Genomic DNA, 26727 nt, shown 5'->3' with positions numbered 1-26727 from the left:
CTTGCCGGCCTCAGCCCTGCTTTATCGCGCCGTGCAGATCACTTCTTACGCTTCTGTCCCGCCACCCTCTTCGCCTTGCCGGGTCTTGCCGGCGCGCCGGGAATGGCCGTTCCGGTGATCGACACCGGATCGCTGGCCGGAAACGTATCCTCGAGGCCTTCCTCGAGTTCCTCTTCGACATCCGCCTCAGTGCGCTGCTCGTGTTCGAAAGAGCGCACGGCCGGCGTCTTGGCCGGCAACTTCGGCGCGGAGTTCGACGGCATTTGCATTCTCCCTCGGCTCGCTGTCGCAGAACTGCTGGGCGCGGCGAACATTGCTATGCTGCCGCGTCGCGCGCTGCCTCCGACAGAAAAGTAAAGACATAGTCGGAGAAGGAACGCCAGCATTCGACGCGGAACGCGTCGGCCGCCGTGCGCAACAGCACGATTTCGACCTTGCCGAGAATGGTGCGCGATGCCGCCCCGATCGGAAAGGCGTCGAGCGACAAATCCTGCGGGCAGCCGGCATTGATCGTCGTCGCGGCAGCCGGTCCGGTGACCGATACGGCGACGTTGCGGTGCGAGATGCCGACCGCCGAATGCAGCGCGGAAATCTTGGCGCAATCGGCGAGTGGATCTTTGCCGCTTTCATCGATGACCAGCCATTCGTCCGGCCCGAGCCACAAGGCGGTCCGTCCAGCCTTTGCCGCCGAGGTTTTCGGCCTTAGCGGCAGGGCGATGCCAAGTGCTTTCGAAAGTGCCGCGATCGAGGCGTCCGGCGCGCGCAGCGATATGCGTTCGGCCGGCGGCAGCACGACAAGTGTGACGCCGGTGGCGGAAAGCGACTGGCCGGCGACAGCCGGACGGCGTTCGACCGACGGCCCGGCGACGGCGGTTTTCACTGCGGCCTTAGCCATTGAGGCGCTCCCCCTTCTCGTCGAAGAACACCATACCGGTAACCTCCACCTCAATCACCCCGTTCGGCATCGGTACATAGAGCGTCTTGCCTATGCAATCGCGGCCGCCGGCAACCAGCCCCAGTGCGATCGAGCGGCCGCAATTTTGCGACCAATAGCTCGACGTGACATGGCCGATCATCTTCATAGGGATTGCCTGCTTCGGGTCCGCGACGATCTGCGCGCCCTCCTCCAGCACCACCTTGGCATCCCTGGTCTTCAGGCCGACAAGCTGCTTGCGGCCCTTGGCGACCAGATCCGGCCGCTCCATGCCGCGAATGCCGACGAAGTCGGCCTTCTTCTTGCCGACCGCCCAGTCGAGGCCGGCGTCGTTCGGCGTCACCGTGCCGTCGGTATCCTGGCCGACGATGATGTAGCCCTTTTCGGCGCGCAGCACATGCATGGACTCGGTGCCATAGGCACAGGCGCCGTGCTTCTGGCCCTCGGCCCATAGCGCTTCCCAGACCGCCTCGCCGTAATCGGCCGGCACGTTGACTTCGAAGCCGCGCTCGCCGCTGAACGACATGCGAAACAGCCTGGTCGGTACGCCGCAGATCCGGCCTTCGCGCACCGACATATGCGGCAGCGCCTCGTCCGACATCTCGATGCCTTCGACCAGCGGTGCGATGATGTCGCGAGACTTCGGCCCCTGCACGGCAATCACCGCCCACTGCTCGGTGATCGAGGTCAGCCAGACGTTGAGATGCGGGAACTCGGTCTGGAGATAGTCCTCCATATGGTTCATGACGCGCGGCGCGCCGCCGGTCGTCGTCGTCACATGGAAACGGTCGGGTGCAAGCCTGCCAACGACACCGTCGTCATATATGAAACCGTCCTCGCGCAGCATGATGCCGTAGCGGCAGCGGCCGGGCTCGAGCTTCTCCCATGGATTGGTGTAGAGCAGTTCCATGAATTTGGCCGCATCCGGCCCGACCACCTCGATCTTGCCCAGCGTCGAGGCGTCGAACAGGCCGGCCGTCTTGCGCACCGTGACGCATTCGCGGTCGACGGCCGCATGTATGTCCTCGCCCGGCTTCGGGAAATACCAGGCGCGCTTCCACTGGCCGACATCCTCGAACATCGCGCCTTGACGCTCTGCCCAGGGATGGATCGCCGTCTTGCGGGTCGGGTCGAACAGGGGACCCCGCGCATGCCCGACGATCGAGCCGAACGTCACCGGCGTATAGGGCGCACGGAACGTCGTCAGCCCGACCTGCGGGATCGGCTTGCCCAACGTCTCGGCGGCAATCGCCAGGCCGTGCATGTTGGAGGTCTTGCCCTGGTCGGTCGCCATGCCGTTGGTGGTGAAGCGCTTGACGTGCTCGATCGAGCGCATGCCCTCATGCACCGCCTGGCGGATGTCCTTGGCGGTGACGTCGTTCTGGAAGTCGACGAACGCCTTTACCGTCGTTTCTGCCCCGGCGCCGGGCGCCGCACCCAGCATGCCGCGCGACCAGCTCTCGCTGGCATCGACTTTCGGCTTGGTTCCCTTGGCTGGCTTGCTGCCGGCGTCCTTGGCGCCCGCTGCATAAGCCTCGTCGATCGTCGCCGACAGCCCGTCGGTGCCGTTGCAGGCGCCGACCGATACGCAGTCCTGCGCATAAATTCCGGGCACGAAGCGCTTGGTCTCGTCGTTGAAGGCGACCTTGCCGCGCGATTGCGAGAACAGATGCACCGATGGCGTCCAGCCGGCCGACATCAGAATCGCGTCAACCGGGATGGTGCGTTCGCCGCCGCCATTCTTCGGCTGCACAGTCATTGACGACACCCGCAGCTTGCCGCCGGCGCGGATCACCGCGCGACCGAAATTAACCTCGATGCCAAGCCCCCTCGCCTCGTCGATCGCCGGCCCGGTCGGATTGTCGCGCAGATCGACGATCGCCGCCACGTTGATGCCGGCCTTCTTCAGGTCGATCGCCGCCGCATAGGCGGAATCGTTCGCCGTATAGACGCCGATATTCCTGCCGACCGCGACGCCGTAATGGTTGAGATAGGTGCGCGCCGCCGACGCCAGCATGACGCCGGGACGGTCGTTGTCGGCAAACACCATGTGGCGCTCGATGGCGCCGGTCGCCAACACCACGCGTTTGGCGCGAACCTGCCACAGCCGCTCGCGCGGCAGGTCGCGGCCGGGGCTCTGCAGATGGTCGCTGACGCGCTCAACCAGTCCGACGAAATTCTGCGCGTAATAGCCGAAGGCCGTGGTGCGCGGCAGTACGCGGACATTGTCCATCGCGCTCAACTTGGCGAGAGCGGATTGCGCCCAGGAAAAGCCGTCCTGGCCTTCGATCTTCGCCCCGCTCTCGAAGCGAAGGCTGCCGCCGAATTCCGCCTGCTCGTCGGCAAGGATGACGCGCACGCCGGTTTCGGCGGCAGCCAATGCCGCGGCAATACCCGCCGCACCACCGCCAAGCACCAGCACCTCGCAATGGGCGAAGCGCGCCGAATAATGGTCGGGATCCGGCTGTTCGGGGGCGACGCCGAGACCGGCCGCGGCCCGGATCTTAGGCTCGTAGAGGTTCTTCCACGCAGCCTTCGGCCACATGAAGGTCTTGTAGTAGAAGCCGGCCGAAAGCATCGGCGAGGCGATGCTGCTGACCGCACCGATGTCGAAGGCGAGCGACGGCCAGCGGTTCTGCGACTGTGCCGTCAGCCCGTCATAGAGTTCCTGTACCGTGGCGCGGACGTTCGGCGTCTTGCGTGCCGCGTCGCGCTTGATCTCGACCAGCGCGTTCGGCTCTTCGGCGCCGGCCGACAGGAAGCCGCGCGGCCGGTGGTATTTGAACGAGCGGCCGACGAGATGGACGCCATTGGCAAGCAGCGCCGAGGCCAGCGTGTCGCCCTCGATGCCGGTATAGGGGCGGCCGTCGAAGCTGAAGCCAGCTATCTTTGCCTGCTTGAGCCGCCCGGCGCCGGCAATGCGGAACGTCGCGCTCATTTGGCGGCTCCCGGCAGCTTCGCCGGCTTTGGCTCGCCGGCCTTGTAGGTCATCAGGAACCTGTCGCTGACGGTGTCGCGCACGGCGTTGAAGAACCGCGCGCAGCCATGCATGTGCCGCCACCGCTCATAGATGATCCCCTTGGGATTGGAGCGGATGAAGAAGAACTTTTCGAAGTCGTCGTCGCTCTCGCCGGCGATGTTTGGGGAACGCGCAATATGCGCCTCACCGGCGTTGCGGAATTCGAGCTCGGGACGCTCTTCCTCGCAATAGGGGCAGCGGATGAGAAGCATGGTTGGTCCTACAGTTCGCCGTGGCCGACGCGAGCGCCGGCAGGTTGGTCGCAAAGCCTCTGACCCATCGTGACGAAAGGCGCGACGAGCCGGATGCGCTCCTCGATGCTTGCCGCAGGGCGAAACAGAGCGCGATTGGCCATGTTGCCGATGGTCAGTTGGATTGGATCGGTGGTAACGATGACGCCGCGCGGTTGGAAAGGCTCGTCCGGATCCAGATCGGAAGGACGGGCCTCGAAGAAGAAGACGATCTTTCGCCCGCCGCTCCAGACGCAGGTCAGCATGCCGTCATCGATGGAAAACGGCCAGTCGGCCTCGTTCCCGGCGCGACTGATCGGCTGCGTGCGCACCTCGTCCGGTGACGGAAAATGAAACAGGCCTTGCTCGCCGGCGAGCATCAGCGGCATGGCGACGGCCATCTCGGTCATCATCAGTGCGCCACCGCCGCCGCCGCCGCCTCGTCGATGAGGCGGCCGGTGCGGAAGCGCTCGATGGTGAAGGGTGCGTTGATCGGGTGCGGATCGTCCCTGGCGATCGTATGGGCAAAGACGTGGCCCGAACCCGGCGTCGCCTTGAAGCCGCCCGTGCCCCAGCCGCAATTGACGTAGAGGCCGGGCACCGGCGTCTTGGCCAGGATCGGCGAACGGTCCGGCGTCACGTCGACAATGCCGCCCCATGAGCGCAGCATCTTCATGCGGGTGAAGATCGGGAACATCTCGCAGATCGCGTCGAGCGTGTGCTGCAGGATGTGCAGCCCGCCGGTCTGCGAATAGGAGACATATTGGTCGGTGCCGGCGCCGATGACCAGCTCGCCCTTGTCGGATTGCGAGATATAGGCATGCACCGTGTTCGACATCACCACGCAAGGCACCACCGGCTTGACCGGCTCCGACACCAGCGCCTGCAGCGGATAGCTTTCCAGCGGCATGCGCACGCCGGCCATGTTCATGATCACCGAGGAGTGGCCGGCGGCGACCACGCCGACCTTCCTGGCGCCAATGAAGCCGCGCGTCGTCTCGACACCGGTAACCGCGCCGTTCGGCGCCCGTTTGACGCCGGTGACCTCGCAATTCTGGATGATGTGGACGCCGCGCGCCGAGGCGCCGCGCGCATAGCCCCAGGCGACAGCATCGTGCCGCGCCGTGCCGCCACGGCGCTGCAGCGCGGCACCCATCACGGGATAACGGGCATCGCGCGAAATGTTGAGCGGCGGGCAGAATTCCTTGGCCTGTTCCGGCGTCAGCCATTCATTGTCGATGCCGTTCAGCCGGTTAGCATGGACGTGGCGCTTCAGCACCTGAATGTCGTGGATGTTGTGGGCGAGCATCATGACGCCGCGCGGCGAATACATGACGTTGTAGTTGAGCTCCTGGCTGAGCCCGTCCCACAGCTTCAGCGCATGGTCGTAGATGCCGGCGCTCTCGTCATAGAGATAGTTCGAGCGGATGATGGTGGTATTGCGGCCGGTATTGCCGCCGCCGAGCCAGCCTTTTTCCAATACCGCGACGTTGGTGATGCCATGCACGGTGGCGAGGTAATAGGCTGTGGCCAGGCCGTGGCCGCCGGCGCCGACGATGACGACGTCATACTCCTTCTTCGGCTCCGGCGAGGACCACTGTTCCTCCCAGCCCTTGTGGCCGCGCATGGCCTCGCGGGCGATAGCGAATACCGAGTATTTCTTCAACGTTGCAGGCCTCGCAAATGGCGGCCGGGCAGATCAGCCAACCCCGGCGCGCGAGCTGTATCACTAGCGAAACCGCACTGCCAGCCTTGCACTGTTTGCGACGGCGCTTGCCGTTTTGCGCCGTGCCTTCAACGGCCGCTGTTCTGAGTTTCGCCTTTTGACGTTTCAGACGAAGCACGCTTGAAGATGGACGGCCCGATTGCATAGGTCGGCCGCAAATAACCTTCACGGCAATCGCTGGCGATTTTACGAACTTCCGCGTCGTCCGACTGCTCCGCCATGGCCACGAAGCGCTCGATGATCACGTCGCGTGGCCTGATAGCCACTGCCGCTGCAAAGCGCCGCAACACCGCATCCGGATCCTCGAGCAGTCGCCGCAGGTCCTTGGCGCTCGGCATGAAATACCTGCCGTAAGCGTTAACCAGCATCGCGAAAGCAGAGTCTGGACGCAGTGCGGCGGCATTTTCCACCCCGAGCCGCAACTGCCAGCGCTGCGCAAAGCAGATGAACTTGACGACGGACCACCGAACGCCCGCATGCTCATCATCCAGTCGCAGCATCACGCGACCTAGAAAGGCGCCATCTGCAGGTGTGGTACAACTTCTGAGCGTTTAGATCGCATCGAAGCGTATCGTTGAACTTTTGCTGTCGAGCAGGTTGGCTATTTCCGCCGCTACACAATTCAGCTCGAAGCCCAACCTAAAGACCGTTTCGACCGTTATAAAGACGGCCGCGGCCTGGGTCTGGACATTGCTGGACACCAACAATTGCCGCAGGTTTTCGAGCGGAAAACCCTTGAGGAATTCCGAACGAAGCGCATTCGCCAATTCGCCGTCGCCCTCGTAGCCGGGCTCCAGCAACTTGCTCATCATGTCTTGGGGGGTCATTGCAAATGGGTGGCGCGTCCACCCGCGATTTTGGATGAGGACCCGTAGCTTGGTGGCCAGCGGGCGTCAAGAAGCGCTGTTGAAAACAGCGCAGGTATCGGGTGGCCCGCGCCGCCTCGATCTGCGACCAAGCATCCCGATTGCCGGCAAGGGCTGGCGCGAAGAAAAGGATGCAGAAAATGTTCGCACTTACCGACAAAGTCGCCATCGTCACCGGCGCCAGCTCCGGCATCGGCCGCGCCACGGCCAAGGTGTTTGCGGAGGAAGGCGCCAAGGTGGTCGTCGCAGCCCGCCGCCAGGCGGAGCTCGATGCGCTGGTTGCCGAAATCGAAGACGCCGACGGCACCGCCGTCGCTCTTGCCGGCGATGTCCGCGACGAAGCCTACGCAAAAGCCCTCGTCGACCTGGCGGTCGGGAAATTCGGCGGGCTCGACATCGCCTTCAACAATGCCGGCTCGGTCGGTAGGATGGGGCCGGTTTCGGAGCTGTCGCTGGAGGGCTGGCGCGAGACGCTCGATACCAATCTGACCAGCGCCTTTCTCGGCGCGAAATACCAGGTGCCGGCGATGATCGATCGCGGCGGCGGCTCGCTGATCTTCACCTCCACCTTCGTCGGCCACACCGTCGGCATGCCGGGCATGACCAGCTATGCCGCAAGCAAGGCCGGACTGATCGGGTTGACGCAGGTGCTGGCCGCCGAATATGGCGCCAAGGGCATTCGAGTCAACGCGCTGCTGCCGGGCGGCACCGACACGCCTTCGGCGACGTTCAAGACACCTGAATCGCGAGCCTTCGTCGAAAACCTGCATGCCTTGAAGCGCGTCGCCGAGCCTGAGGAGATCGCCCGCTCGGCGCTCTACCTGGCGTCCGACGCATCGAGCTTCACCACCGGCGCGGCGCTGTTCGCCGACGGCGGCGTCTCGATCACCCGGACGTGAGGGTTCGGAGGGCGCAACGCATGCCCGCCAGCCGAAATGTCGCGAACCGGCCCTTGATTTTTTCGGCGATTTGACGATTCCGTCTTCTCCTCGAAGACGGGTTGGAAACATGTTGCTGATCAGGACCTATATCGCTGCAAGCGCAATCGAAGGCGTCGGTGTGTTTGCCGCCGAGCCGATCCGGAAAGGCGCGCAGATCTGGCGGCTCGATCCGGACTTCGACCGGCTGATCCCGAGGGAAAAATACGAGACGGCGCCGCCGCACCTCAAGGAATTGCTCGACAGATATGCCTATCCCAGCCCGGACCGGCCGGGCTTCATGGTCTATGAGGTCGACAATGGCCGCTTCATGAACCATGCCGACAAGCCAAACACCGATTTTTCGCAATATGGCGGGGCCACCGCGACCCGCGATATCGCCGCCGGCGAGGAGATAACCTGCGACTACGGCGAGTTCTTCGAGGGTTTCGAGCAGCTCCACCTGGCCACGGCCGTGGCCACGGCATAGCGGCGCCTATCTGGCCCAAGGCGAATTTTGTTCTTGCTTTGTGCCGGCAGCTATGCTACTAAATTGCCTATGGTGATGATTCACACCAGAGACCCGCCGCCGAGGCGGGTTTTTCGTTTCGGGATCGGCACCGCCTCTCAATCGGCTGTGGACAGCGCCCCTTGATTCTGCTATCAGCCGCCCCAATTCGTGGTGTAACGCGCCGCGGAGGCTTGCGGCTATGGCCGCTTGCCTGTTGATTTCAAACCGAAAGACAGGATTGCACGTGCAGGTACTCGTCCGCGACAACAATGTTGATCAGGCGCTTCGCGCGCTCAAGAAAAAGATGCAGCGTGAAGGCATCTTCCGCGAAATGAAGATGCGCGGACATTACGAGAAGCCTTCCGAGAAGCGCGCCCGTGAAAAGGCGGAAGCCGTGCGCCGCGCCCGCAAGCTGGCCCGCAAGCGCGCCCAGCGCGAAGGCCTGCTGCCGATGACGCCACGTCCGGTCGCAGCCGGTGCTGCCGGTGCCGGTGCTCCGCGTCCGCCGCGGTTCTGACGTCAATTTTTCGTCCTTTTCCAAGGATATCCAAGGTGGCGCGATGCGGAATCGCCGCCACCTTTTTGTTGTGATTTCGATCCGGTCCGAGAGGACCGGTTGGGAGAGATGCCGGTTCGGAGGGGGAACGGACCAGACGGCGCAGTAAGGACAGGGCAGACATGGACGCAATCACCGTAAAGCGCAGAACCGCGTGGCGCGGCCTCGCCCTGACGGCAGCCCTGCTCTCCGGGTTGGCGCTTGCCGGCTGCCAGAGCGTTCCGACCGGCGAGTTCAACAACATCGACAAGGCGCAAGCCTCGACCGAGAACATCTCCTCGCTGTCGGCGGTGATCCAGCGCAACCCCCAGGATCCGGAAGCCTACAATGTGCGCGGCTCGGCCTATGGCCGCGGCGGCCAGTACCAGGCGGCGCTGAAGGACTTCAACACCGCCATCCAGCTCAATCCGAATTTCTACCAGGCCTATTCCAACCGGGCGCTCATCCAGCGCTTCCTCGGTGATCAGGCAAGCGCGCTTGCCGACTACAACCGCTCGATCCAGATCAATTCCAATTATGACGCCGCCTATATCGGCCGCGGCAATCTCTACCGCAAGGCAGGCCGGGTCCAGGAGGCGTTCAACGATTTCCAGAAAGCGATCCAGCTCGACACGACCGACGCGCGCGCCTATCACAATCGCGGCCTGATCTACCAGAGCCAGGGCCAGCACGCCTTTGCCATCGAGGATTTCTCGACCGCCATTTCGCTGGCGCCGGATGCTTCCGAGCCTTACAACGGACGCGGCCTCTCCTACCTTGCCATGAACGACGAGGACAATGCCTTCGCCGACTTCAACATGGCCATCAAGCTCGACGGCAAGAACGCCGAGGCCTGGTCCAACCAGGCGCTGATCTACGAGCGGCGCGGCGACAAGGTCAGGGCCGCGAAATCCTACCGCGAGGCAGTGCACCTCAATCCGACCTACCAACCCGCCAAGGACGGTCTGGCCCGCACCAGCGCCGCCTGACCGGGCCGGTTTTATCGGGCCTCCGTTCCGCACTCCGACAACCCTGCGTTTAGTCTGCCTTGCTGGCGCCAAGTTTTCGGCGGAACGCTCGGCGTGCTCAGCCGTTGTACCCTCCCATGATCAAGCAACTTGCCTGTGCCGCCGCACTCGCCACAACCGTCGTTGCCGCTCCCGCCAGCGCCGGCAAGCTCCAGCTCGGCGTGCTCGACTGCACCATCGACGGCGGCACGGCCTATCTGGTCACCTCCAACAAGGGTGTTTCCTGTGTCTTTCGTCCGCATCGTGGCGGCCCACCCGAAGTCTATACCGGGGTTATTTCCAAGCTCGGCGTCGACGTCGGCCGGACGCATCAGGGCCAACTGGCATGGGCGGTTCTGGCAGCAACCCGCAACCACGATGAAGGCGATCTTGCCGGCAGCTACTATGGCGTGAATGCCGAGGCGAGCGTGGTCACCGGTGGCGGCGCCAATCTTCTGGTCGGCGGCCTTGGCAGCGCCTTCTCGCTGCAGCCGCTCAGTGTCCAGGCGCAGACCGGCGTCAACCTGGCGGTCGCCGTCACCTCGCTGGACTTGATCCATTCATTCAAATAGCGGCGCAGCATGGCTCCCCGATCAGCGGGGCAGCGTAGGTGTCGGCCTGCGAATAGCTGCCGAAAGCTCATGGATTCCGGCAGGCCCACTCCGCAGAGGATGGGCCGCCCTGATGTTCAAAGTTGCAGCGCTCGAAGATCACGGCATGGATCCTAGGATCCATGCCGTTACCGTGACCGAAGATTGCGGCGATCCAATATTGCTTGCATCTTCGGCCTGACCAGGATCTCGACATCTCGTGACTGTCTCGCGCCGCATGATCTTTGGCATCCGCCACGCTAACGGCGATCAAAAAACCGCTTGAGCTCAACGGCGGTTGAGGTTTTACAAACCGCACGCGAACAAGGCGCGCATCGCGCCTGAAGTGGCAAAGATGCTCTGGCTCGGCAGGAATTCGGGGGTGGACTTGACCAGAACAAGCACAAACAGGGTCGATTGGCGCGCGCTGTGGGCGAGCGGCGATCTGGCGCGCTTCTGCTTCATCAGCCTCGGCATCCTGTTGCACGCCACCAACGAAACCATGGTGGCAACGGTCATGCCGGCCATGGTCGGCGAGCTCGCCGGCGTGCAGCTGGTCGGCTGGTCGCTGGCGATCTACGAGCTCGGCGCCATCGTTGCCGGTGCGGCCGCAGGACGGCTGGTGAGCTATGTCGCGCTGCGCACCAACATGACGGCCGCCGTCCTGCTCTATGCCGCCGGCGCGCTGGTCTGCGCCACCGCGCCTTCGATGCCGCTGTTCCTCTCCGGCCGCCTGATCGAAGGGCTTGGCGGTGGCGCGCTGGTGTCGCTGGCCTTCGTCTCGGTCGAGCGGCTGTTTGCCCGCGCGATCTGGCCGCAGCTTTTCGGCGTTATGTCGGCGATCTGGGGCGTCGCCGCCTTCAGCGGGCCGGTGCTCGGCGCGGTCATGACCGAATTGCTGTCCTGGCGCTGGGCCTTCGGCGTCTTCACCCTCGGCGGCACGGCCATGGCGCTGGCAAGCTTCCTCGTGCTCGATACACCTAAAGCAACAAGGCCGCAGGCGACCGGCGGGTCGGCGCCGCCCTTCCCGTTTGCGGCACTTGGCTGTCTTGCCGTCAGCGTCGTGCTGATCGCCACCGCCGGCGTCGACATCGCCCTGCTGCGCTCGTCGCTGCTGCTCACCCTCGGCATGATCGGCCTGGCGCTGTTCGTCTATATCGACGCGCTGAAGCCGCGCTCGCGCCTGTTCCCGTCGCGGCTGTTTTCATGGCGCTCGCCGGTCGGCGCGGGCATGACCATGGTCGCGGCGTTTTCGGTGGCGACCTGCTCGTTTGCGGTCTACGGGCCACTGCTCCTGACCAGCCTGCACGACATTCCGATCCTCACCACCGGCTACATCATCGCCGCCGAATCGATCGCCTGGTCGATCCTGTCGATCCTCGTCGCCAATGCCCCGCCGGAGCGCGAGCGGCTGATCATCGTCGGCGGGGCGCTGATGATCGCCACGGGCGTCGCGGGTTTCGCCTATACGGTGCCGGCGGGCTCGATCCCGTTGATCCTGCTTTGTGCCTTGCTGCAAGGCGGCGGTTTCGGCATCGCCTGGCCGTTTGTCACGCGTGTCATCGTGGCATCGGCCAAGGAAGGCGAGCAGACGATCGCCTCGGCCGCCGTGCAGACCATGCAGCGCATCGGCTATGCCGTGGGTGCGGCACTGACCGGCATCGTCGCCAACGCCAGCGGCTTTTCCGAAGGCCTGAACCGCGAGGCCGCGGCAAATGTCGCCGCTTGGCTGTTCCTCGCCTTCATCCCGCTCGGCATCCTGGGATGCCTTGCCGCCTTGCGGATTTCGGGCGCGAGCGACGACGCGCGGCTGGCGAAGCTGCCAATCTCCCTCACGAGAGGTGAGATCGGCTAAACACCCGAGGGGAGATCGCTAAACCACGACCGTCTTCAGCCGGCCGGCGATCAGTGCCGCGAGCCGCGTCGCCACCTCTTCCTTGCTCATCTCCGGCCATTCCTCGACGCCGGCCTTCGAGACGATCCGCACCTTGTTGCGGTCGCCGCCCATCACGCCCGGAGAACCATCTTCATGCGAGACATCATTGGCGACGATAAGATCGGCACCCTTTTTCGCAAGCTTGGCCTCGGCATTCCTGACCAGGTCCTGCGTCTCCGCGGCGAAACCGACCACCAGCATCGGCCGCTTTTTGTGATGCCCGACGCCGGCAAGAATATCGGGATTTTCCACCATCTGCAGCGCCGGCGGCCCCTCGCCCGCCACCTTCTTGATCTTTTCCCCGGCCGAACTTTGAGTGCGCCAGTCGGCGACAGCCGCGACGAACACTGCCGCGTCGGCCGGCAGCAGCTGTTCGACCGCATCCTTCATCTCGACGGCCGTTTCGACATGCATCGTGGCGACGCCGGCCGGATCCGCAATGCCGACCGGACCGGAGACGAGACGCACGTCGGCGCCGAGCCTGGCCAGCGCCGCCGCGATGGCATGGCCCTGCTTGCCCGACGAACGGTTGGCGATGTAGCGCACCGGGTCGATCGGTTCATGCGTCGGCCCGGAAGTGACAATGATCTTCCTGCCCGCCAGCGGCTTTGGCCGACTGTCGAGCAGCGCCTCGATCGCGGCGACGATCTCCAGCGGCTCGGCCATGCGGCCCTCGCCCGCCTCGTTGCTTTCGGCCATCTCGCCCTTCGCCGGGCCGACGAATGCGACGCCGTCCTTACTCAGCATCGAGCGGTTGCGCCGGACCGCCGGGTGCGTCCACATTTTCGGGTTCATAGCCGGAGCCATCAAAACCTGCTTGTCGGTGGCGATGAGCACCGTCGAGGCAAGGTCGTTGGCGTGGCCGTTGGCGAGCTTTGCCATCAGGTCGGCGGTGGCCGGCGCCACGACCACAAGGTCGGCCTCGCGCGACAGCCTGATGTGGCCGATGTCGTGCTCGTCCTGCCGGTCGAACAGCTCGGTGAAGACATGATCGGCGGACAGTGCTCCGGCCGACAGCGTGGTGACGAATTCCTGCGCCGCGGCGGTCATCACCACGCGCACCGAAGCACCGCGCTCGCGCAGCCGGCGGATCAGGTCGAGCGCCTTGTAGGCGGCGATACCGCCGCCGATGATCAGCAGGATGCGCTTGCCGGAGAGGACACCTCGCGCGACTTGGCTGGGGACCGCGACCACCGGAGCTGCAGGATTCTGCAAGCTTGTCAGTTCGCGCAACGTTTTCTCGATCTGGTCGATGCGGCCGGACGAACCGAGTTGACCTTCGACCGCTGCGCGGATCATGACCCGCGCCTGGTGTTCCATTGACCGGCCATTCTCCGCAGCCAATCGGCGCAGCATATCCTTGACCTCGTCATCAAGGTTGCGGATCGTGATGCTGGCCATGTGATTGCACTTTGCCCGAGATCGCTGCAAGCAATGATATCAATGCAATCAAGCGACAACAAGGCGTTAGAGCAGCTTCCAGGCGATATACAGCAGCGTCAGAGCGATCACCCACAGCGCCAGCCGGCCGGAGCGGGTGTAGCGCGCCTCGGCCTTGCCGATCGCGCGCGCGGTCCTTTCGTCGAAACGCAGGCCGTTTTCGGCCATCAGGTCGATCTCGCGCGACAGCCGCTCGGTGCGTGCGGCGAGGTCCGGCGCCTGGCGGGCCAGCGCCAGCAGCGCACTGGCACCGTCGCGCGCATCGGCCAGCAGGGCGCGCGGGCCGAGGTTGCGGGCAATCCAGCCGCTCACCACCGGCTCCGACGTCTTCCACATGTTGAAGGCCGGGTCGAGCGTGCGGGCGACGCCTTCGACGACGACCATGGTCTTCTGCAGCAGCACCAGCTCGGACCGCGTCGCCATGTCGAAGAGGTCGGTCACTTCGAACAAAAGCGTCAGCAGCTTGGCCATCGAGATTGTCTCGGCAGGCTGGCCGTGGATCGGTTCACCGATCGCCCGGATCGCCTGGGCGAAGGCCGCGACATTGTGCTGGCGCGGCACGTAGCCGGCCTCGAAATGGACCTCGGCGACGCGCTGATAATCGCGCGTGATGAAGCCGTAGAGGATTTCAGCGAGGAACCGGCGCTCCTTCCTGCCGAGCCGGCCGGCAATGCCGAGGTCGACGGCGACGATGGTGCCGTCGGCCTCGACGAACAGGTTGCCCGGATGCATGTCGGCGTGGAAAAAACCGTCACGCAGCGTATGGCGCAGGAACGACTGGACCAGGTTGGCGGCGATCGCCTTCAGGTCGTGGCCGGCGGCGGTCAGGCCGACAATATCGTTCATCTTGATGCCGTCGACCCACTCCATGGTCAGCACATCGCGGCCGGTGCGCTCCCAGTCGACCGACGGCACGCGAAAGCCGGGATCGTCCTTGGTGTTTTCAGCGAGCTCCGAAAAAGCCGCCGCCTCCAGCCTCAAATCCATTTCGATCTTGGTGGTCTGGGCCAGCGTCTCGGTCACCTCGACCGGCCGCAGCCGGCGCGACGACGGGATGTATTTTTCCTGCAGCCGGGCGGCGAGGAAATAGCTCTCGAGATCGCGAAAGAAGCGGCGGCGCACGCCCGGCCGGATGACCTTCACCGCCACCCGGGTAACGACGCCGTCCTGCAGGGTTTCGGCGGTATGGACCTGGGCGATCGAGGCGGCGGCGACGGCCTCGCCAAAACTGGCATAGAGCTCGCCGACCTTGCGTCCGAGCGAGGCCTCTATTGCCGCTATGGCTTCGGCCTTCGGAAATGTCTGCATCTTGTCCTGCAGCATGGCGAGATCGAGCGCTATGTCGTTGCCGACGACGTCCGGCCGCGTCGCCAGGAACTGGCCGAGCTTGACGTAGGATGGGCCGAGCCGCACGACCGCCTTGGCCAGCCGGTCGCCGCGCTCGTAGGCAAGCGCGCGGCGGCGGGTGAACAGCCGGGCCATGCGCCAGCCGAATTTCGGCAGGCCGAAGAGTTCGTCGCCGGGCAACGCCGCGATGACACCCTCGCGGACCAGCACCCAGCCGGCCCGCACGAGCCTGAAACCAGCGCCTATGCTGCTCATGGCTGGCTTTGCCTTGCCGGTTTCCTGAACTGGCGAAAGGCACGTCGGGCTATGAAAATGCGGGCCAGCCTCAAAGCTTCCAGCCCGAATGAAGCGCGGCGATGCCGCCGGAATAGTTGCGGAATGAGGCGCGCTCGAAGCCCGCGCGCGAGATCATCGCCGCGAAATTCTGCTGGTTGGGAAATTTGCGGATCGATTCGACCAGATAGGAGTAGGGCTCGCCGTCGCCGGTCACCGCCTTGCCGATCCGCGGGATGGCGTTGAACGACCATGCCTCATAGACCTTGTCGAGCAGCGGCATCTCGACCTCGGAAAATTCAAGGCAGAGAAAGCGCCCGCCAGGCTTCAGCGCGCGATAGGCTTCGGCAAGCGCCACATCGATGCGCGGCACGTTGCGGATGCCGAAAGCAATGGTGTAGGCATCGAAAGTAGCGTCGGCAAAAGGCAGTTCCTCGGCATTGGCCTCGACGAAATCGGTATTTGCCGACAGGCCCTTTTTCTCGGCTCGGTCGCGGCCGACGGCGAGCATCGAACCGTTGATGTCGAGAACCGTTGCATGGGCGTGCCTGGCGCTCGCCTCGACGATGCGGAAGGCGACGTCGCCGGTGCCGCCGGCAACGTCGAGAACGCGCCAGCCCGGCCGCTTCGGTGGATTGAGCCAGGCGACCATGGCGTCCTTCCACAACCGATGCAACCCGGCCGACATCAGGTCGTTCATCAGGTCGTACCGGTTCGCCACCTTGTGGAAAACATCATTGACCAGGGGCTGCTTGTCGCCTGGCCCTACCCGCTTGAAACCATAGGACGTTTCCATGCCGCCCGCAGCCGTGGTTCTTTCAACCGACATCGTTTTGATCCGCCACAAAATCGGCGGGACCATAGCCGATCGATGGTGCGGGCGCTATTGTTTAAGGCGCGGTGTTCGGCCGCGCTTCGAAGCAGGTTCCGGAAAAGCGTCGCACGGTTTTCCGACCAGAACCTGCGTCATAAGAAAAAGGCCTGACGGGATAATTGAATGCCTTTGAAAGCAGAACTGCACTGCCACATCGAAGGGGCAGCGGCGCCTGAACTCGTCCTCCGCCAGGCCGAGAAATACGGCAGGGATGCCTCGCCCTATATCCAGAACGGCTCCTTCGTCTGGCACGATTTCACCTCTTTCCTCGCCGCCTACGACTTCTCCTCCGACCTGTTCCGCACCGAAGAAGACTATGCGCGGCTGGCCGATCACTACCTGACCAGCCTCGCCCGCGACGGCGCCATCTATTCCGAGGTTTTCACCTCGCCCGACCATGCCGGCAAGGCCGGGCTGTCGCCGAAGGCCTATACCGATGCGCTCGGCGAAGGCATGGCCCGCGCCAAGGCGAAGACCGGCATCGAAGGCCGCATGATCGTCACCGGCGTGCGCAATTTCGGTGTCGAATCGATCGAGCGGGCGGCGCGTTTCGCCGCCCGCAGCGGGCATCCGCTGGTCACCGGCTTCGGCGTCGCCGGCGACGAGCGGATTGGCGATTTGGAAGATTATGTCAGGGCCTTCGAGATCGCCCGCGAGGCCGGCCTCGGCATCACCGTGCACGCAGGCGAATTGATGGGCTGGGAGAGCGTCGAGGCGGCACTCGACCATATCCGCCCCTCTCGCATCGGCCACGGCGTGCGCGCCATCGAGAACCCCGATCTCGTGCGGCGCATCGCCGACGAAGGCGTCGTGCTCGAATGCTGCCCCGGCTCCAACATCGCCCTGAAAATCTTCGACAGCTTCGCCAACCATCCCTTTCCTGCTTTGAGGGCGGCGGGCTGCAAGGTGACGCTCAACTCCGACGACCCACCCTATTTCTGGACCTCGCTGAAGCGCGAATACGACATCGCCGCCGAACATTTTGCGATGGATGACAAGGCGCTCACCGCCGTCACCAGGACGGCCATCGAGGCAGCTTTCGTCGACAGGAAGACCAGGGCGGCGCTGCTGGGCAGGCTCGGCGCCAAGGGCAGGTGAATGGTGAATTGCGAGCCTGGCGCTTCGGTCCGTCAACCGCGAGTTTTTCCGCGCAACCAAGGACTCGCAAACCAGTTCACTATTCACTATTCACCATACACCATTCACTATTCACCTGCGCAGTTCGGAGAACACCATGAAGGGCGTCACCGTCGTCGACCATCCGCTTGTCCAGCACAAGCTGACCATCATGCGCAAGAAGGAAACCTCGACGGCCGGGTTCCGGCGGCTGCTGCGCGAGATCTCGCTACTGCTCGGCTATGAGGTCACCCGCAACCTCGAACTGACCACGACGACGATCGAGACGCCGATCGAGACGATGGAGGCGCCGACGCTGGAGGGCAAGAAACTCGTCTTCGCCTCCGTGCTGCGCGCCGGCAACGGCTTGCTCGAAGGCCTGCTCGATCTGGTGCCGGCGGCGCGTGTCGCCCATATCGGCCTCTACCGCGACCATGAGACGCTGGAAGCGGTCGAATATTTCTTCAAGGCGCCGGGCGACCTCGCCGACCGGCTGGTGATCGTCGTCGACCCGATGCTGGCGACCGCCAATTCGGCGATCGCCGCGATCGACAAGCTGAAAGGCCGCGGTGCCACCAACATCCGCTTCCTCTGCCTGTTGGCGGCACCAGAGGGCCTCGAGCGGTTTACCCAGGCGCATCCCGATGTTCCGGTCTTCACCGCTTCCATCGACCGCCAACTCAACGAGAAGGGCTACATCATGCCCGGTCTCGGTGATGCCGGCGACCGCATGTACGGCACCAAATAGATCCATTTACCGATTGTTTACGCAAACGGCTGGTTTCCGCATTCGTTAAAGCGGCAAACACCATGTCGGACTAAGGATCGGCAACCACAAAGGCCGGTCCATGCTGCGCAAGCTCCTCATCCTTGGCGTGTTTGCCGGAACGTCGGCATCGCTGCCGATCGTCTATCAGTCGAATCCACAGACGATCGAGCGGCTGTTGAAATCAGCCATCGGAGCCAACCCGGCCGACACACAAACCGACCTGAACCTCGCCGCCGTTCCGGACAGGCCGGCAACGCCGCAGCCGCTCGGCCGCAAGGTCGTCGTCACCGCGGACGCGCGCGGCCATTTCGTGTCGGTCTTCAAGTTGAACGGCCGCCAGATCGACGGCATGATCGATACCGGTGCGACGCTCGTCGCCATCAACAGCTCGACTGCGCGCAGGATCGGCATCTCGCTCAATTCGACGGATTTCAGCCATCAGGTCAACACCGCCAATGGTGCGATCAAGGCCGCCGTGGTGACGATCGACCGCCTGCAGATCGGCAGGATCAGCGTTGAGGGCGTCGAGGCCGTCGTGCTCGACGACAGGGCGCTGCACACCAACCTGATCGGCATGAGCTTTCTGCAGCGGCTCGAAAAATACCAGGTCGAAGACGGCACGCTGCTGCTGGTTCAGTGACTATCAGCGCGGCAGGATCCGCCGGATGACGGTTTTCTCCGCGGCCGGTTTGGAAGTCCCGATCGTATAGGCCGAAAGCACGGCGGCCGCGGCCGCCTCGGCATCCCCGGCATTGCGGGCATGGACCAGCGCCAGCGCCTCGCCGGTCCGCACTTCAGCGCCGACCGGCAGCAGCCTGGTGATGCCGACGGCGTGATCGATCCTGTCGTCCGGCCGCGTCCGCCCGCCGCCAAGCCCGACCACCGCAAGCCCGATCTCGCGGGTTGCGATGCCGGTGACGAAGCCGTTCGCGCTCGCCTTGACGGCGAATTCCGTTGCCGCTTTCGGCAGATATTTTTCCGGATTCTCGATGAAATCGGCGGGACCGCCAAGTGCCGCCACCATGCGCGCGAAGATGGCAGCGGCAAGACCGCCGGCCAGCGTCTCGGCGGCGCGGCGTAGGCCGTCCTGGTTGGACGACACCAGGCCTGCCGATTGCAGCATCTCGGCGGCCAGCGCCAGCGTCACATCCTCCAGCCGCCGGTCGCGAAAGCGGCCGGTGAGAAAATCGACGGCGTTGCGCACCTCGACCGCATTGCCGGCGGCGGATGCCAGCGGCTCGTTCATGCCGGTCACCAGTGCCGAGGCTTTCAGGCCGGCGCCATTGGCGACGTCGACCAGGCTGTTGGCCAGCGTGGTTGCGTCGCGCGATTTCTCCATGAAGGCGCCGTTGCCGACCTTGACGTCGAGCACCAGCGAATTGAGGCCGGCCGCCAGCTTCTTCGACAGGATAGAGGCGGTGATCAGCGGCACCGGTTCCACCGTTCCCGTCACATCGCGGATGGCGTAGAGCCTGGCGTCGGCGGGTGCGAGATCGGCGGTCTGGCCGATGATGGCGCAGCCGGTTTCGAGCACGGTCTTGCGGAAGCGCGCAACATCCGGCTGGCTGATATAGCCGGGGATGGCATCCATCTTGTCCAGCGTGCCGCCGGTATGGCCGAGGCCCCTGCCGGAAATCATCGGCACATAGGCGCCGCAGGCAGCGACGATCGGTGCCAGCATCAAGGAGACATTGTCGCCGACGCCGCCCGTCGAATGCTTGTCGGTGACCGGGCCGGGCAGATCCGACCAGTCGAGCACATCGCCGGAATCGCGCATCGCCATAGTCAGCGCCACCACCTCGTCGCGGCTCATGCCGTTGAAGAACACCGCCATGGCGAAGGCGCCGACCTGCGCGTCGGTAACGGTGCGGGCGGTCAGGCCCTCGATGAAAGCCGATATCTCCTCAGCCGAGAGTTTTTGACCGTCGCGCTTGCGGCGGATGATTTCCTGGGGAAGCATCAGGCGTCTACCCTGTGCTCCGGAAGCCCGTCCTGAAAAACACGCTGCAGAATGGTCGCCAGCCGCGCGCCGCCGACCGGCGCCATGTCCTTGGTCTCCTGGTGCGACAGCTCGGCTCCGGTCATGCCGGCGGCAAGGTTGGTGACGACCGAACAGGCTGCGACGCGCAGCCCGAGGAAGCGGGCGAGAATGACCTCCGGCACCGTCGACATGCCGACCGCGTTGGCGCCCATGATGCGAGCCATGCGGATCTCGGCCGGCGTCTCGAAGCATGGGCCGGAGAACCACATGTAGACGCCCTTGTGCAGCCTGGTACCGGTGGCCTTCGCGGCTTGCTCGATGGCGGAGCGGAGACCGGCGTCGTATGCTTCGGTCAGGCCGACGAAGCGGCGGTCGCTCGGCTCGCCGATCAGCGGGTTGGAGCCTGAGAAATTGATGTGGTCGGTGATCAGCATCACCGAGCCCGGGCCCATCCCGGGATCGACCGAACCGGCGGCGTTGGTGAGGATCAGCCTGGAGATGCCGAGGCCGGCGAGCACCTCGAGTGCAGGCCGCATCGCCGCCGCGTTGCCGTGCTCGTAATAGTGTGCGCGACCGGACAGCATCAGCACCGGCGTGCCGGCAAAGAGCCCCGCCACCACCTCGCCGGCATGGCCGCTGACGCCGCTTCTGGGGAAGCCCTGCAAGTCGGCATAGGAAATGCGCACCGCATCCTCGACCTTGTCGACAAGCCCGCCAAGCCCCGATCCCAGCACCAGCGCAGTGGTCGGCGCCAGCCCGTCCAGCCTTTCGACGAGGTGATCGAGTGCTTCCTTCATTTCAACACATCGCCCTGGAAGCCGTATGGCAGCAACTCGCCCATGGTCACGGTCTCGACCACGCCGCTATCATCGCAGAGATAGAACTTCGTTTCCGGCCGGCAGAATTCAGCCAGCCGCTGCCGGCAGCCGCCGCAGGGCGAGCATTTTGCCACGCGTTCGGCGATCACGGCGATTTCCGTAATCTTGCCGCCGCCACCCATGATGTAGTGGCCGAGCGCGGTGGTTTCGGCGCACCAGCCCTCCGGATAGGACGCGATCTCGACATTGGCGCCGGTGAAGACACGGCCGTCCTCGGTGCGCAACGCCGCGCCGACCGGAAATTTCGAATAGGGCGCATAGGCCTTGGCCATGGCGGCTTTCGCCGCTTCGAACAGATCACGAGCCATGATAAATCAGCGTTCCTTGACATAAGGCACGCCGCCGGCACGCGGAGGGATTGCCTTGCCGATGAAGCCTGCAAGCAGGATGACGGTCAGCACATAGGGCAGCGCCTGCATGAATTGCACCGGCACCTTGCCGATCAGCGGCAGCGGCGTGCCTTGCAGGCGGATCGACGCCGCGTCGAGGAAGCCGAACAGCAGGCAGGCGAACATGGCGTTGACCGGTTTCCATTTGGCGAAGATCAGCGCGGCCAGCGCGATGTAGCCCTTGCCGGCGGTCATGTCCTTCACGAAGCCGCCATTCTGCACCATCGACAGGTAGGCACCTGCAATGCCGGTGAGCACGCCGGTGCAGATCAGCGCCCGATAGCGCAGCCAGGCGACCGATATGCCGGCGGTATCGACCGCGGCCGGGTTCTCGCCGACGGCGCGCAGGCGCAAGCCGAAGCGGGTGCGGAACAGCACCCACCAGGTGAACGGCACGGCCAGGAAGGCGAGATAGACCAGCACTGAGTGGCCGGAGATGAGTTCCGAATAGATCGGCCCGAGGATCGGCATGCTCCTGAGCGCATCCGCGCCCGGCCAGATGATTGTCTCGAAGCGCTCGCCGGCGGCCAGCGCCGGCGTGCGCCCGCCTTGCTGGAACCAGGCCTGGCCGAGCATGATCGTCGATCCGGCGGCAATGAAATTGATCGCGACACCGGAAACGATCTGGTTGCCGCGGTGGGTGATCGAGGCAAAGCCATGGATCAGCGCGAAGGCGACCGAAATGAGGATGGCCATGCCGAGGCCGAGATAGGCCGAGTGGAAGACCGAGGCGGCGGCGGCACCGGCGAAGGCCCCAACCAGCATCTTGCCTTCGAGCCCGATGTCGAAGACGCCGGCCCGCTCTGAATAGAGGCCGGCGAGGCAGGCGAGCAGCAAGGGGACCGACAGACGGATGGTCGAGTCCAGGACCTGTACGATGGCGTTGAAGAAATCCATCTCAGGCGCCCTTCCCCTTGACCGCTTCCATGCCGACCGATCTCGGGCTGAGCGAGGCGAACAGCGCCTGGACATAGGGCCGGAACATATGCTCGAGCGCGCCGGCGAACAGGATGACCAGGCCCTGGATGATGACGATCATGTCGCGGCTGATCGCCGGCATCTCGAAGGCGAGCTCGGCGCCGCCCTGGTAGAGCATGCCGAACAGGATTGCGGCAAGCACGATGCCGACCGGGTGCAGTCGCCCCATCAGCGCCACCGCGATGCCGACGAAACCGGCGCCCGAAACGAATTCGAGCGCGACATTGTGCTGGTCGCCCATCGTCGGGTTGAGCGCCATCATGCCGGCCAGCGCGCCCGAGATCATCATCGCAATGATGATGATGCGGATTTCCGAAATCCCGGCATAGCGCGCCGCTTTCGGGCTGTGGCCGTAGGTACGCATCTCGTAGCCGAGCTTGGTGCGCCAGATCAGGACCCACACCAGAAAGGCCATGGCCAGCGCCAGCAGCGAGCTGACGTTGAACGGCGCCGAACGGATTTTGGCGCCGAACAATTCGATGATCCAGTTGAGCTTCGGCAATTGTGCGCCTTCGAGGAAGGTGCGCGTCTGCGGCGCCATCGAGCCGGGCGGCTTCAGCATGCCCACCAGCGCATAGACCATGACGCTGGCGGCGATGAAATTGAACATGATGGTGGTGATGACGATGTGCGAGCCGCGCTTGGCCTGCAGATAGGCCGGGATCAGCGCCCACAGCGCGCCCATCGCCGCGGCGGCGATAATGGCGATCGGGAAGGTCAGCCACCAAGGCAGCACGCTGTCGAAGGCCAGGCAAACGATGCCGATACCGAGACCGGCGATATAGCCCTGGCCCTCGCCACCGATGTTGAACAGGCCGCAATGCGCCGCAACCGCCACCGACAGCCCGCTGAAGATGAAGGTGGTGGCATAGAAAAGCGTGAACGCGATGCCTTGGCCGCGACCGAAGGCACCCTCGACCAGGATGACCGCAGCACGCAGCGGGTTCTCGCCGACCAATATGACGACGAAACCGGCAACGACGAAGGCGACGAACAGATTGATCAGCGGGATCAGCACATAATCGGCCCAGGCCGGCAGCTTGGCATAGGGAGTGCTCATTCCGCGGCCTCCCGGTGCTCGACGCCGGCCATCAGCAGGCCGAGTTCGCCCTCGGTCGCGTCGGGGCCGCGCTCGCCGACGATGCGGCCGGCAAACATCACCAGAATGCGGTCGGAAAGCGAGCGGATCTCGTCGAGCTCGACCGAAACCACCAGCACCGCCTTGCCCTGGTCGCGCATCGCGATTAGGCGCTTGTGGATGAATTCGATGGCGCCGACATCGACGCCGCGCGTCGGCTGGCCGACGATCAGCACGCCGGGATCCTGCTCCATTTCCCGCGCCAGCACGATCTTCTGCTGGTTGCCGCCGGAGAAATTGGCGGTCTTGAGGCGGCAGTCCGCCGGTCGGATGTCGTATTTGACGATCTTGTCCCTGGCATCGTTACGGATGGCGTCGATGTCGAGAAACGGCCCCTTCAGATAGCGCTCGTCGTCCTGGTAGCCGAGGATCGAATTCTCGTTCTCCTCGAAGGCCAGCACCAGGCCGACATGATGGCGGTCCTCCGGCACATGGGCAAGGCCGCGCTCGCGCAGTTCACCGGGATCGGCGGCGCCGGTGAGGTCGATCGGCTTGCCGTCCAACGTGACCGAACCCGAAACGGCGCGCCTGATGCCGGAAATCGCCTCGAGCAGTTCGGATTGTCCGTTGCCGGCGACGCCGGCAATGCCGACGATCTCGCCGGCATGGATATCGAAGGAGACGTCGTCGACCATGGTGACGCCGCGGGAATCCTTGACCGTCAGGTTCTTGACCGCGAGCTTGACGCCGCCGGCCTTCGCCTCGCCTTTCTCGACGCGCAGCAGCACGCGCCGGCCGACCATCAGCTCGGCCAGCTCCTCGACCGTGGTCTTCCTGGTTTCGCGTGTCGCCACCATGGTGCCCTGGCGCATCACCGAGACCGTGTCGGTGATCGCCATGATCTCGCGCAGCTTGTGGGTGATCAGCACGATCGTCTTGCCCTGCTCCTTCAGCTGCCTGAGGATACGGAACAGGTGGTCGGCCTCGGCCGGCGTGAGCACCCCCGTCGGCTCGTCGAGGATCAGGATCTCGGCGCCGCGATAGAGCGCCTTGAGGATTTCGACGCGTTGCTGCAGGCCGACTGGCAACTCCTCGATGATGGCGTCCGGATCGACTTCGAGCCCGTATTCGCGCTCGAGCCGCTCCAGCTCGGAACGCGCCTTGGCGATGCTTTTCTTCAGCAGCGCATCGCTTTCGGCGCCGAGAACGACATTTTCCAGCACCGAGAAATTGTCGACCAGCATGAAGTGCTGATGCACCATGCCGATGCCGAGCGCGATCGCATCGTTCGGTGTCTTGATCGATGCCGGCTGGCCGCCGACACGGATTTCGCCGCTGTCGGCCTGGTAGAAGCCGTAAAGGATCGACATCAGCGTCGACTTGCCGGCGCCGTTTTCGCCGACGATGCCATGGATGGTGCCGCGCGTAATTTCCAGATTGATGTCGCGGTTGGCGCGCACGGCGCCAAAGCTCTTGTCGATGCCGATCAGCTCGATTGCGGCTTGCGCCATGCAGCCTGTTCCCACTGTTATTTTTTTACCGCTTGGTCAAACGCCTAGCATGACGCCCAGTCTGTGCCAATTGGGTCTGTGCCAATTGGCCGGAGCACGGTTCACTCTCGACAAATCCCGTCATGCTTGTCAATTTCCAACGTGGCCGCACCCTGCACAATCGCCTGATCGAGGAATTCAAATGACCATGCCCGACGACCGGCTGACGACGCTGGAAATCCGCGCCGCCGAGCAGGAGAAGACCATCGAGGAACTGTCCGGCCAGATCGCCGAGCAGTGGAAGGTGATCGAGCGCATGCAGCGCAAGCTCGACGCGCTGGCCGAGCGCTTCCTGGCGCTGGAGGAACAGGCCGCACCCGACGTGCCGGTGACCAAGCCGCCGCACTGGTGAGCGGCCTGACAATGCAAAACCGCCGGGCTTTCACCCGACGGCTCGTCAGCTCAGCAATGTCTGTCGATCAATACGGGCAGGCATTGTCCGACATGTAGTCGTGCACCTTGATGGTGCCGGCGATGATGTCGGCCTTGGCCTTTTCGACCGCTGCCTTCATCGCATCGTCGACAAGCGCCTTGTTGTTGTCGTCCATGGCGTAGTCGACGCCGCCTTCCTTGAGGCCGAGATCATTGATGCCGGCCGTGAACTTGCCGTCCTTGGCATCCATGAAGGTGTTGTAGACGGCAACGTCGACACGCTTGACCATGGAGGTCAGCACCTTGCCGGGCTGCAAGCCGTTCTGGTTGGAATCGACACCGATGCCGAGCTTGCCCGCGTCGGCCGCCGCCTGCAGCACACCGACACCGGTGCCGCCAGCCGCAGCATAGATCACGTCGGCGCCCTGGTCGATCTGCGTCTTGGCGATCTCGCCGCCCTTGGCGGGATCGTTCCAGGCTGCGGGCGTATCGCCGGTCATGTTCTGGATGACGTCGGTGGCGCCGGCCGCTTTGGCGCCGCCGACAAAGCCGCAGCCGAATCTGCGGATCAGCGGAATATCCATGCCGCCGATAAAGCCGACCTTCTTCGACTTCGAAGCCATCGCCGCCATCACGCCGACGAGATAGGAGCCTTCCTGCTCTTTGTAGACGAGGGAGCGGACATTGGGCTTGTCGACGACCATGTCGATGATGGCGAATTTGGTCTCGGGGAATTCCGTGGCAATCTTGTCAAGCGCATCCGACCAGGAGAAGCCCGCCATGACGATCGGATTGCGGCCATCCTCGGCGAAGCGGCGCAGCGCCTGCTCGCGCTGGGTGGCGTTGCTGACCTCGAATTCCACATAGGGGATGCCGGTCTCGGTCTTGAACTTTTCGGCGCCGTTGAAGGACGCCTCGTTGAACGACTTGTCGAACTTGCCGCCGAGATCGTAGAGGATCGCGGGTTGAATGTCCGCGGCGAAGGCCGGAAGAACCATTGCAGCTGCGGCCATAAGGCCGAGAACGATACGTTTCATGTGATCCACACCCCTGTCGGTTATTTGTCCATTATGCACCGCATGCCGGCCCGGTTCTCCGGCAGGCATTCGGCGTCAGGCAGGAGTGTCTTCCTCCCGCTTCGGGCCAATCTGGCACGGCCCGAAACAAAATTCACGTGGAATTTTGACCTGTTGGAAAAGCGTTGGGGGGGCCCGGCCCGCCCCCCCCCCAAAAAATAGAGTGGGGGGGGGGAAAAAAAAGGCGGGCGGGGGGGGGGGGGGGGGCGCGGCGCCGCGGCTCGGCACGCGCGGGCTCCGGGGCGAGCGGGCGGGGGGGCTTCCCCCCCGCCGCCATCGGCGTCGCGGCGAATGGCGCGCCGGCTTTCGTGGTCATCCTGTTGATGGGCGTGGCG

Annotated in this window: 28 protein-coding genes; 10 read left to right on the top strand and 18 right to left on the bottom strand. The window is 64.3% G+C overall.

Annotated features, from left to right (window positions below):
- Positions 1 to 38 precede the first annotated feature (38 nt).
- The 8 genes from NKJ93_RS18140 to NKJ93_RS18105 form a co-directional block, all read right to left on the bottom strand.
- Positions 39 to 263: a hypothetical protein gene (locus NKJ93_RS18140; RefSeq protein ID WP_023719028.1), complete on the bottom strand. Its 225-nt coding sequence runs from the start codon at positions 261 to 263 to the stop codon at positions 39 to 41.
- Positions 264 to 316: 53 nt separating this feature from the next.
- Positions 317 to 895 (bottom strand): sarcosine oxidase subunit gamma, encoded by a 579-nt coding sequence (locus tag NKJ93_RS18135; protein ID WP_023719027.1) that lies wholly within the window; start codon positions 893 to 895, stop codon positions 317 to 319.
- A complete protein-coding gene (locus NKJ93_RS18130; RefSeq protein ID WP_352590531.1) occupies positions 888 to 3872 on the bottom strand; it encodes a sarcosine oxidase subunit alpha in 2985 nt (994 codons plus the stop codon). The genes NKJ93_RS18135 and NKJ93_RS18130 overlap by 8 nt, the downstream gene beginning before the upstream one ends.
- The gene (locus NKJ93_RS18125; RefSeq protein ID WP_023719025.1) at positions 3869 to 4165 is read right to left on the bottom strand and encodes a sarcosine oxidase subunit delta; all 297 of its coding nucleotides are present in this window, start codon (positions 4163 to 4165) and stop codon (positions 3869 to 3871) included. The genes NKJ93_RS18130 and NKJ93_RS18125 overlap by 4 nt, the downstream gene beginning before the upstream one ends.
- A gap of 8 nt (positions 4166 to 4173) precedes the next feature.
- A complete protein-coding gene (locus NKJ93_RS18120; RefSeq protein WP_023719024.1) occupies positions 4174 to 4596 on the bottom strand; it encodes a hypothetical protein in 423 nt (140 codons plus the stop codon).
- A complete protein-coding gene (locus NKJ93_RS18115) occupies positions 4596 to 5849 on the bottom strand; it encodes a sarcosine oxidase subunit beta (protein ID WP_352494681.1) in 1254 nt (417 codons plus the stop codon). The genes NKJ93_RS18120 and NKJ93_RS18115 overlap by 1 nt, the downstream gene beginning before the upstream one ends.
- Before the next feature lie 128 nt (positions 5850 to 5977).
- Entirely contained in the window at positions 5978 to 6409 is a 432-nt protein-coding gene (locus NKJ93_RS18110; protein ID WP_352590528.1) for a hypothetical protein, read from the bottom strand.
- A gap of 51 nt (positions 6410 to 6460) precedes the next feature.
- Positions 6461 to 6718, bottom strand: coding sequence for a hypothetical protein (locus NKJ93_RS18105; protein WP_352590525.1), 258 nt, complete (start codon positions 6716 to 6718; stop codon positions 6461 to 6463).
- Between the two features lie 197 nt (positions 6719 to 6915).
- Between NKJ93_RS18105 and NKJ93_RS18100 the strand changes: the two genes are divergently transcribed.
- From NKJ93_RS18100 to NKJ93_RS18075, 6 genes are all read left to right on the top strand, one after another.
- A complete protein-coding gene (locus tag NKJ93_RS18100) occupies positions 6916 to 7674 on the top strand; it encodes an SDR family oxidoreductase (RefSeq protein WP_352484642.1) in 759 nt (252 codons plus the stop codon).
- 109 nt (positions 7675 to 7783) lie between these two features.
- Positions 7784 to 8182, top strand: coding sequence for an SET domain-containing protein (locus NKJ93_RS18095; protein WP_352590523.1), 399 nt, complete (start codon positions 7784 to 7786; stop codon positions 8180 to 8182).
- A gap of 265 nt (positions 8183 to 8447) precedes the next feature.
- Complete coding sequence (gene rpsU / locus NKJ93_RS18090; protein WP_023675331.1) at positions 8448 to 8720, top strand: 30S ribosomal protein S21; 273 nt, start codon at positions 8448 to 8450, stop codon at positions 8718 to 8720.
- A gap of 161 nt (positions 8721 to 8881) precedes the next feature.
- Positions 8882 to 9727, top strand: a complete 846-nt coding sequence (locus NKJ93_RS18085; protein ID WP_352484643.1) for a tetratricopeptide repeat protein — start codon at positions 8882 to 8884, stop codon at positions 9725 to 9727.
- 116 nt (positions 9728 to 9843) lie between these two features.
- A complete protein-coding gene (locus NKJ93_RS18080) occupies positions 9844 to 10317 on the top strand; it encodes a DUF992 domain-containing protein (RefSeq protein ID WP_023719019.1) in 474 nt (157 codons plus the stop codon).
- A 373-nt stretch (positions 10318 to 10690) separates the two neighbouring features.
- Positions 10691 to 12190: an MFS transporter gene (locus tag NKJ93_RS18075; RefSeq protein ID WP_502904397.1), complete on the top strand. Its 1500-nt coding sequence runs from the start codon at positions 10691 to 10693 to the stop codon at positions 12188 to 12190.
- A gap of 18 nt (positions 12191 to 12208) precedes the next feature.
- Here the strand turns inward: NKJ93_RS18075 and coaBC are convergent, their stop codons facing one another.
- From coaBC to ubiE, 3 genes are all read right to left on the bottom strand, one after another.
- Complete coding sequence (coaBC, locus tag NKJ93_RS18070; protein WP_352590517.1) at positions 12209 to 13672, bottom strand: bifunctional phosphopantothenoylcysteine decarboxylase/phosphopantothenate--cysteine ligase CoaBC; 1464 nt, start codon at positions 13670 to 13672, stop codon at positions 12209 to 12211.
- Positions 13673 to 13738: 66 nt separating this feature from the next.
- Complete coding sequence (gene ubiB, locus NKJ93_RS18065) at positions 13739 to 15313, bottom strand: 2-polyprenylphenol 6-hydroxylase (protein WP_352494675.1); 1575 nt, start codon at positions 15311 to 15313, stop codon at positions 13739 to 13741.
- Between the two features lie 70 nt (positions 15314 to 15383).
- Complete coding sequence (ubiE, locus tag NKJ93_RS18060; RefSeq protein WP_352484649.1) at positions 15384 to 16160, bottom strand: bifunctional demethylmenaquinone methyltransferase/2-methoxy-6-polyprenyl-1,4-benzoquinol methylase UbiE; 777 nt, start codon at positions 16158 to 16160, stop codon at positions 15384 to 15386.
- Between the two features lie 168 nt (positions 16161 to 16328).
- Between ubiE and NKJ93_RS18055 the strand changes: the two genes are divergently transcribed.
- The 3 genes from NKJ93_RS18055 (at position 16329) to NKJ93_RS18045 (ending at position 18730) form a co-directional block, all read left to right on the top strand.
- Positions 16329 to 17303 carry an adenosine deaminase gene (locus NKJ93_RS18055; protein ID WP_352484651.1) on the top strand — a complete coding sequence of 325 codons (975 nt, stop codon included), beginning with the start codon at positions 16329 to 16331 and terminating at the stop codon, positions 17301 to 17303.
- Between the two features lie 136 nt (positions 17304 to 17439).
- The gene (upp, locus tag NKJ93_RS18050; RefSeq protein ID WP_023675320.1) at positions 17440 to 18069 is read left to right on the top strand and encodes a uracil phosphoribosyltransferase; all 630 of its coding nucleotides are present in this window, start codon (positions 17440 to 17442) and stop codon (positions 18067 to 18069) included.
- A gap of 100 nt (positions 18070 to 18169) precedes the next feature.
- Complete coding sequence (locus NKJ93_RS18045; protein ID WP_352590514.1) at positions 18170 to 18730, top strand: TIGR02281 family clan AA aspartic protease; 561 nt, start codon at positions 18170 to 18172, stop codon at positions 18728 to 18730.
- A 3-nt stretch (positions 18731 to 18733) separates the two neighbouring features.
- Here NKJ93_RS18045 and deoA read toward each other — a convergent pair whose 3' ends face one another.
- Genes deoA through NKJ93_RS18015 form a run of 6 tightly spaced genes read right to left on the bottom strand, consistent with a single transcriptional unit; the run spans position 18734 to position 24905 of the window.
- Positions 18734 to 20050 (bottom strand): thymidine phosphorylase, encoded by a 1317-nt coding sequence (gene deoA / locus NKJ93_RS18040; protein ID WP_352590511.1) that lies wholly within the window; start codon positions 20048 to 20050, stop codon positions 18734 to 18736.
- Positions 20050 to 20868 (bottom strand): purine-nucleoside phosphorylase, encoded by an 819-nt coding sequence (locus tag NKJ93_RS18035; protein ID WP_023719009.1) that lies wholly within the window; start codon positions 20866 to 20868, stop codon positions 20050 to 20052. The genes deoA and NKJ93_RS18035 overlap by 1 nt, the downstream gene beginning before the upstream one ends.
- On the bottom strand, positions 20865 to 21257 hold the full coding sequence (gene cdd / locus NKJ93_RS18030) for a cytidine deaminase (protein WP_023719008.1): 393 nt from the start codon (positions 21255 to 21257) through the stop codon (positions 20865 to 20867). Before cdd ends, NKJ93_RS18035 begins: the two co-directional genes overlap by 4 nt.
- 6 nt (positions 21258 to 21263) lie before the next feature.
- Positions 21264 to 22235, bottom strand: coding sequence for an ABC transporter permease (locus tag NKJ93_RS18025; protein WP_352484652.1), 972 nt, complete (start codon positions 22233 to 22235; stop codon positions 21264 to 21266).
- Position 22236: 1 nt separating this feature from the next.
- Positions 22237 to 23376 (bottom strand): ABC transporter permease, encoded by a 1140-nt coding sequence (locus NKJ93_RS18020; RefSeq protein ID WP_352484653.1) that lies wholly within the window; start codon positions 23374 to 23376, stop codon positions 22237 to 22239.
- A complete protein-coding gene (locus NKJ93_RS18015; protein ID WP_352590508.1) occupies positions 23373 to 24905 on the bottom strand; it encodes an ABC transporter ATP-binding protein in 1533 nt (510 codons plus the stop codon). Before NKJ93_RS18015 ends, NKJ93_RS18020 begins: the two co-directional genes overlap by 4 nt.
- A 181-nt stretch (positions 24906 to 25086) precedes the next feature.
- On the opposite strand from NKJ93_RS18015, the gene NKJ93_RS18010 reads away from it, so the two are divergent.
- Positions 25087 to 25296: a SlyX family protein gene (locus NKJ93_RS18010; RefSeq protein WP_031194007.1), complete on the top strand. Its 210-nt coding sequence runs from the start codon at positions 25087 to 25089 to the stop codon at positions 25294 to 25296.
- A gap of 67 nt (positions 25297 to 25363) precedes the next feature.
- Here NKJ93_RS18010 and NKJ93_RS18005 read toward each other — a convergent pair whose 3' ends face one another.
- The gene (locus NKJ93_RS18005) at positions 25364 to 26353 is read right to left on the bottom strand and encodes a BMP family lipoprotein (protein ID WP_352484655.1); all 990 of its coding nucleotides are present in this window, start codon (positions 26351 to 26353) and stop codon (positions 25364 to 25366) included.
- Between the last annotated feature and the right edge of the window lie 374 nt (positions 26354 to 26727).

Source organism: Mesorhizobium sp. M0028, from assembly GCF_040323855.1.
GTDB lineage: Bacteria > Pseudomonadota > Alphaproteobacteria > Rhizobiales > Rhizobiaceae > Mesorhizobium.
Note: the sequence above shows the minus strand (reverse complement) of the source record. Positions and strands in the feature narration are given on the sequence as shown.

What these genes read in the sequence shown, in the direction of transcription:
- NKJ93_RS18140 (WP_023719028.1), bottom strand. Translation starts at nt 263, where the DNA reads ATGCCGTCGAACTCCGCGCCGAAGTTGCCGGCCAAGACGCCGGCCGTG.
- NKJ93_RS18135 (WP_023719027.1), bottom strand. Translation starts at nt 895, where the DNA reads ATGGCTAAGGCCGCAGTGAAAACCGCCGTCGCCGGGCCGTCGGTCGAA.
- NKJ93_RS18130 (WP_352590531.1), bottom strand. Translation starts at nt 3,872, where the DNA reads ATGAGCGCGACGTTCCGCATTGCCGGCGCCGGGCGGCTCAAGCAGGCA.
- NKJ93_RS18125 (WP_023719025.1), bottom strand. Translation starts at nt 4,165, where the DNA reads ATGCTTCTCATCCGCTGCCCCTATTGCGAGGAAGAGCGTCCCGAGCTC.
- NKJ93_RS18120 (WP_023719024.1), bottom strand. Translation starts at nt 4,596, where the DNA reads ATGATGACCGAGATGGCCGTCGCCATGCCGCTGATGCTCGCCGGCGAG.
- NKJ93_RS18110 (WP_352590528.1), bottom strand. Translation starts at nt 6,409, where the DNA reads ATGCTGCGACTGGATGATGAGCATGCGGGCGTTCGGTGGTCCGTCGTC.
- NKJ93_RS18105 (WP_352590525.1), bottom strand. Translation starts at nt 6,718, where the DNA reads ATGAGCAAGTTGCTGGAGCCCGGCTACGAGGGCGACGGCGAATTGGCG.
- NKJ93_RS18100 (WP_352484642.1), top strand. Translation starts at nt 6,916, where the DNA reads ATGTTCGCACTTACCGACAAAGTCGCCATCGTCACCGGCGCCAGCTCC.
- NKJ93_RS18095 (WP_352590523.1), top strand. Translation starts at nt 7,784, where the DNA reads ATGTTGCTGATCAGGACCTATATCGCTGCAAGCGCAATCGAAGGCGTC.
- NKJ93_RS18085 (WP_352484643.1), top strand. Translation starts at nt 8,882, where the DNA reads ATGGACGCAATCACCGTAAAGCGCAGAACCGCGTGGCGCGGCCTCGCC.
- NKJ93_RS18080 (WP_023719019.1), top strand. Translation starts at nt 9,844, where the DNA reads ATGATCAAGCAACTTGCCTGTGCCGCCGCACTCGCCACAACCGTCGTT.
- NKJ93_RS18075 (WP_502904397.1), top strand. Translation starts at nt 10,691, where the DNA reads ATGCTCTGGCTCGGCAGGAATTCGGGGGTGGACTTGACCAGAACAAGC.
- coaBC (WP_352590517.1), bottom strand. Translation starts at nt 13,672, where the DNA reads ATGGCCAGCATCACGATCCGCAACCTTGATGACGAGGTCAAGGATATG.
- ubiB (WP_352494675.1), bottom strand. Translation starts at nt 15,313, where the DNA reads ATGAGCAGCATAGGCGCTGGTTTCAGGCTCGTGCGGGCCGGCTGGGTG.
- ubiE (WP_352484649.1), bottom strand. Translation starts at nt 16,160, where the DNA reads ATGTCGGTTGAAAGAACCACGGCTGCGGGCGGCATGGAAACGTCCTAT.
- NKJ93_RS18055 (WP_352484651.1), top strand. Translation starts at nt 16,329, where the DNA reads ATGCCTTTGAAAGCAGAACTGCACTGCCACATCGAAGGGGCAGCGGCG.
- upp (WP_023675320.1), top strand. Translation starts at nt 17,440, where the DNA reads ATGAAGGGCGTCACCGTCGTCGACCATCCGCTTGTCCAGCACAAGCTG.
- NKJ93_RS18045 (WP_352590514.1), top strand. Translation starts at nt 18,170, where the DNA reads ATGCTGCGCAAGCTCCTCATCCTTGGCGTGTTTGCCGGAACGTCGGCA.
- deoA (WP_352590511.1), bottom strand. Translation starts at nt 20,050, where the DNA reads ATGCTTCCCCAGGAAATCATCCGCCGCAAGCGCGACGGTCAAAAACTC.
- NKJ93_RS18035 (WP_023719009.1), bottom strand. Translation starts at nt 20,868, where the DNA reads ATGAAGGAAGCACTCGATCACCTCGTCGAAAGGCTGGACGGGCTGGCG.
- cdd (WP_023719008.1), bottom strand. Translation starts at nt 21,257, where the DNA reads ATGGCTCGTGATCTGTTCGAAGCGGCGAAAGCCGCCATGGCCAAGGCC.
- NKJ93_RS18025 (WP_352484652.1), bottom strand. Translation starts at nt 22,235, where the DNA reads ATGGATTTCTTCAACGCCATCGTACAGGTCCTGGACTCGACCATCCGT.
- NKJ93_RS18020 (WP_352484653.1), bottom strand. Translation starts at nt 23,376, where the DNA reads ATGAGCACTCCCTATGCCAAGCTGCCGGCCTGGGCCGATTATGTGCTG.
- NKJ93_RS18015 (WP_352590508.1), bottom strand. Translation starts at nt 24,905, where the DNA reads ATGGCGCAAGCCGCAATCGAGCTGATCGGCATCGACAAGAGCTTTGGC.
- NKJ93_RS18010 (WP_031194007.1), top strand. Translation starts at nt 25,087, where the DNA reads ATGACCATGCCCGACGACCGGCTGACGACGCTGGAAATCCGCGCCGCC.
- NKJ93_RS18005 (WP_352484655.1), bottom strand. Translation starts at nt 26,353, where the DNA reads ATGAAACGTATCGTTCTCGGCCTTATGGCCGCAGCTGCAATGGTTCTT.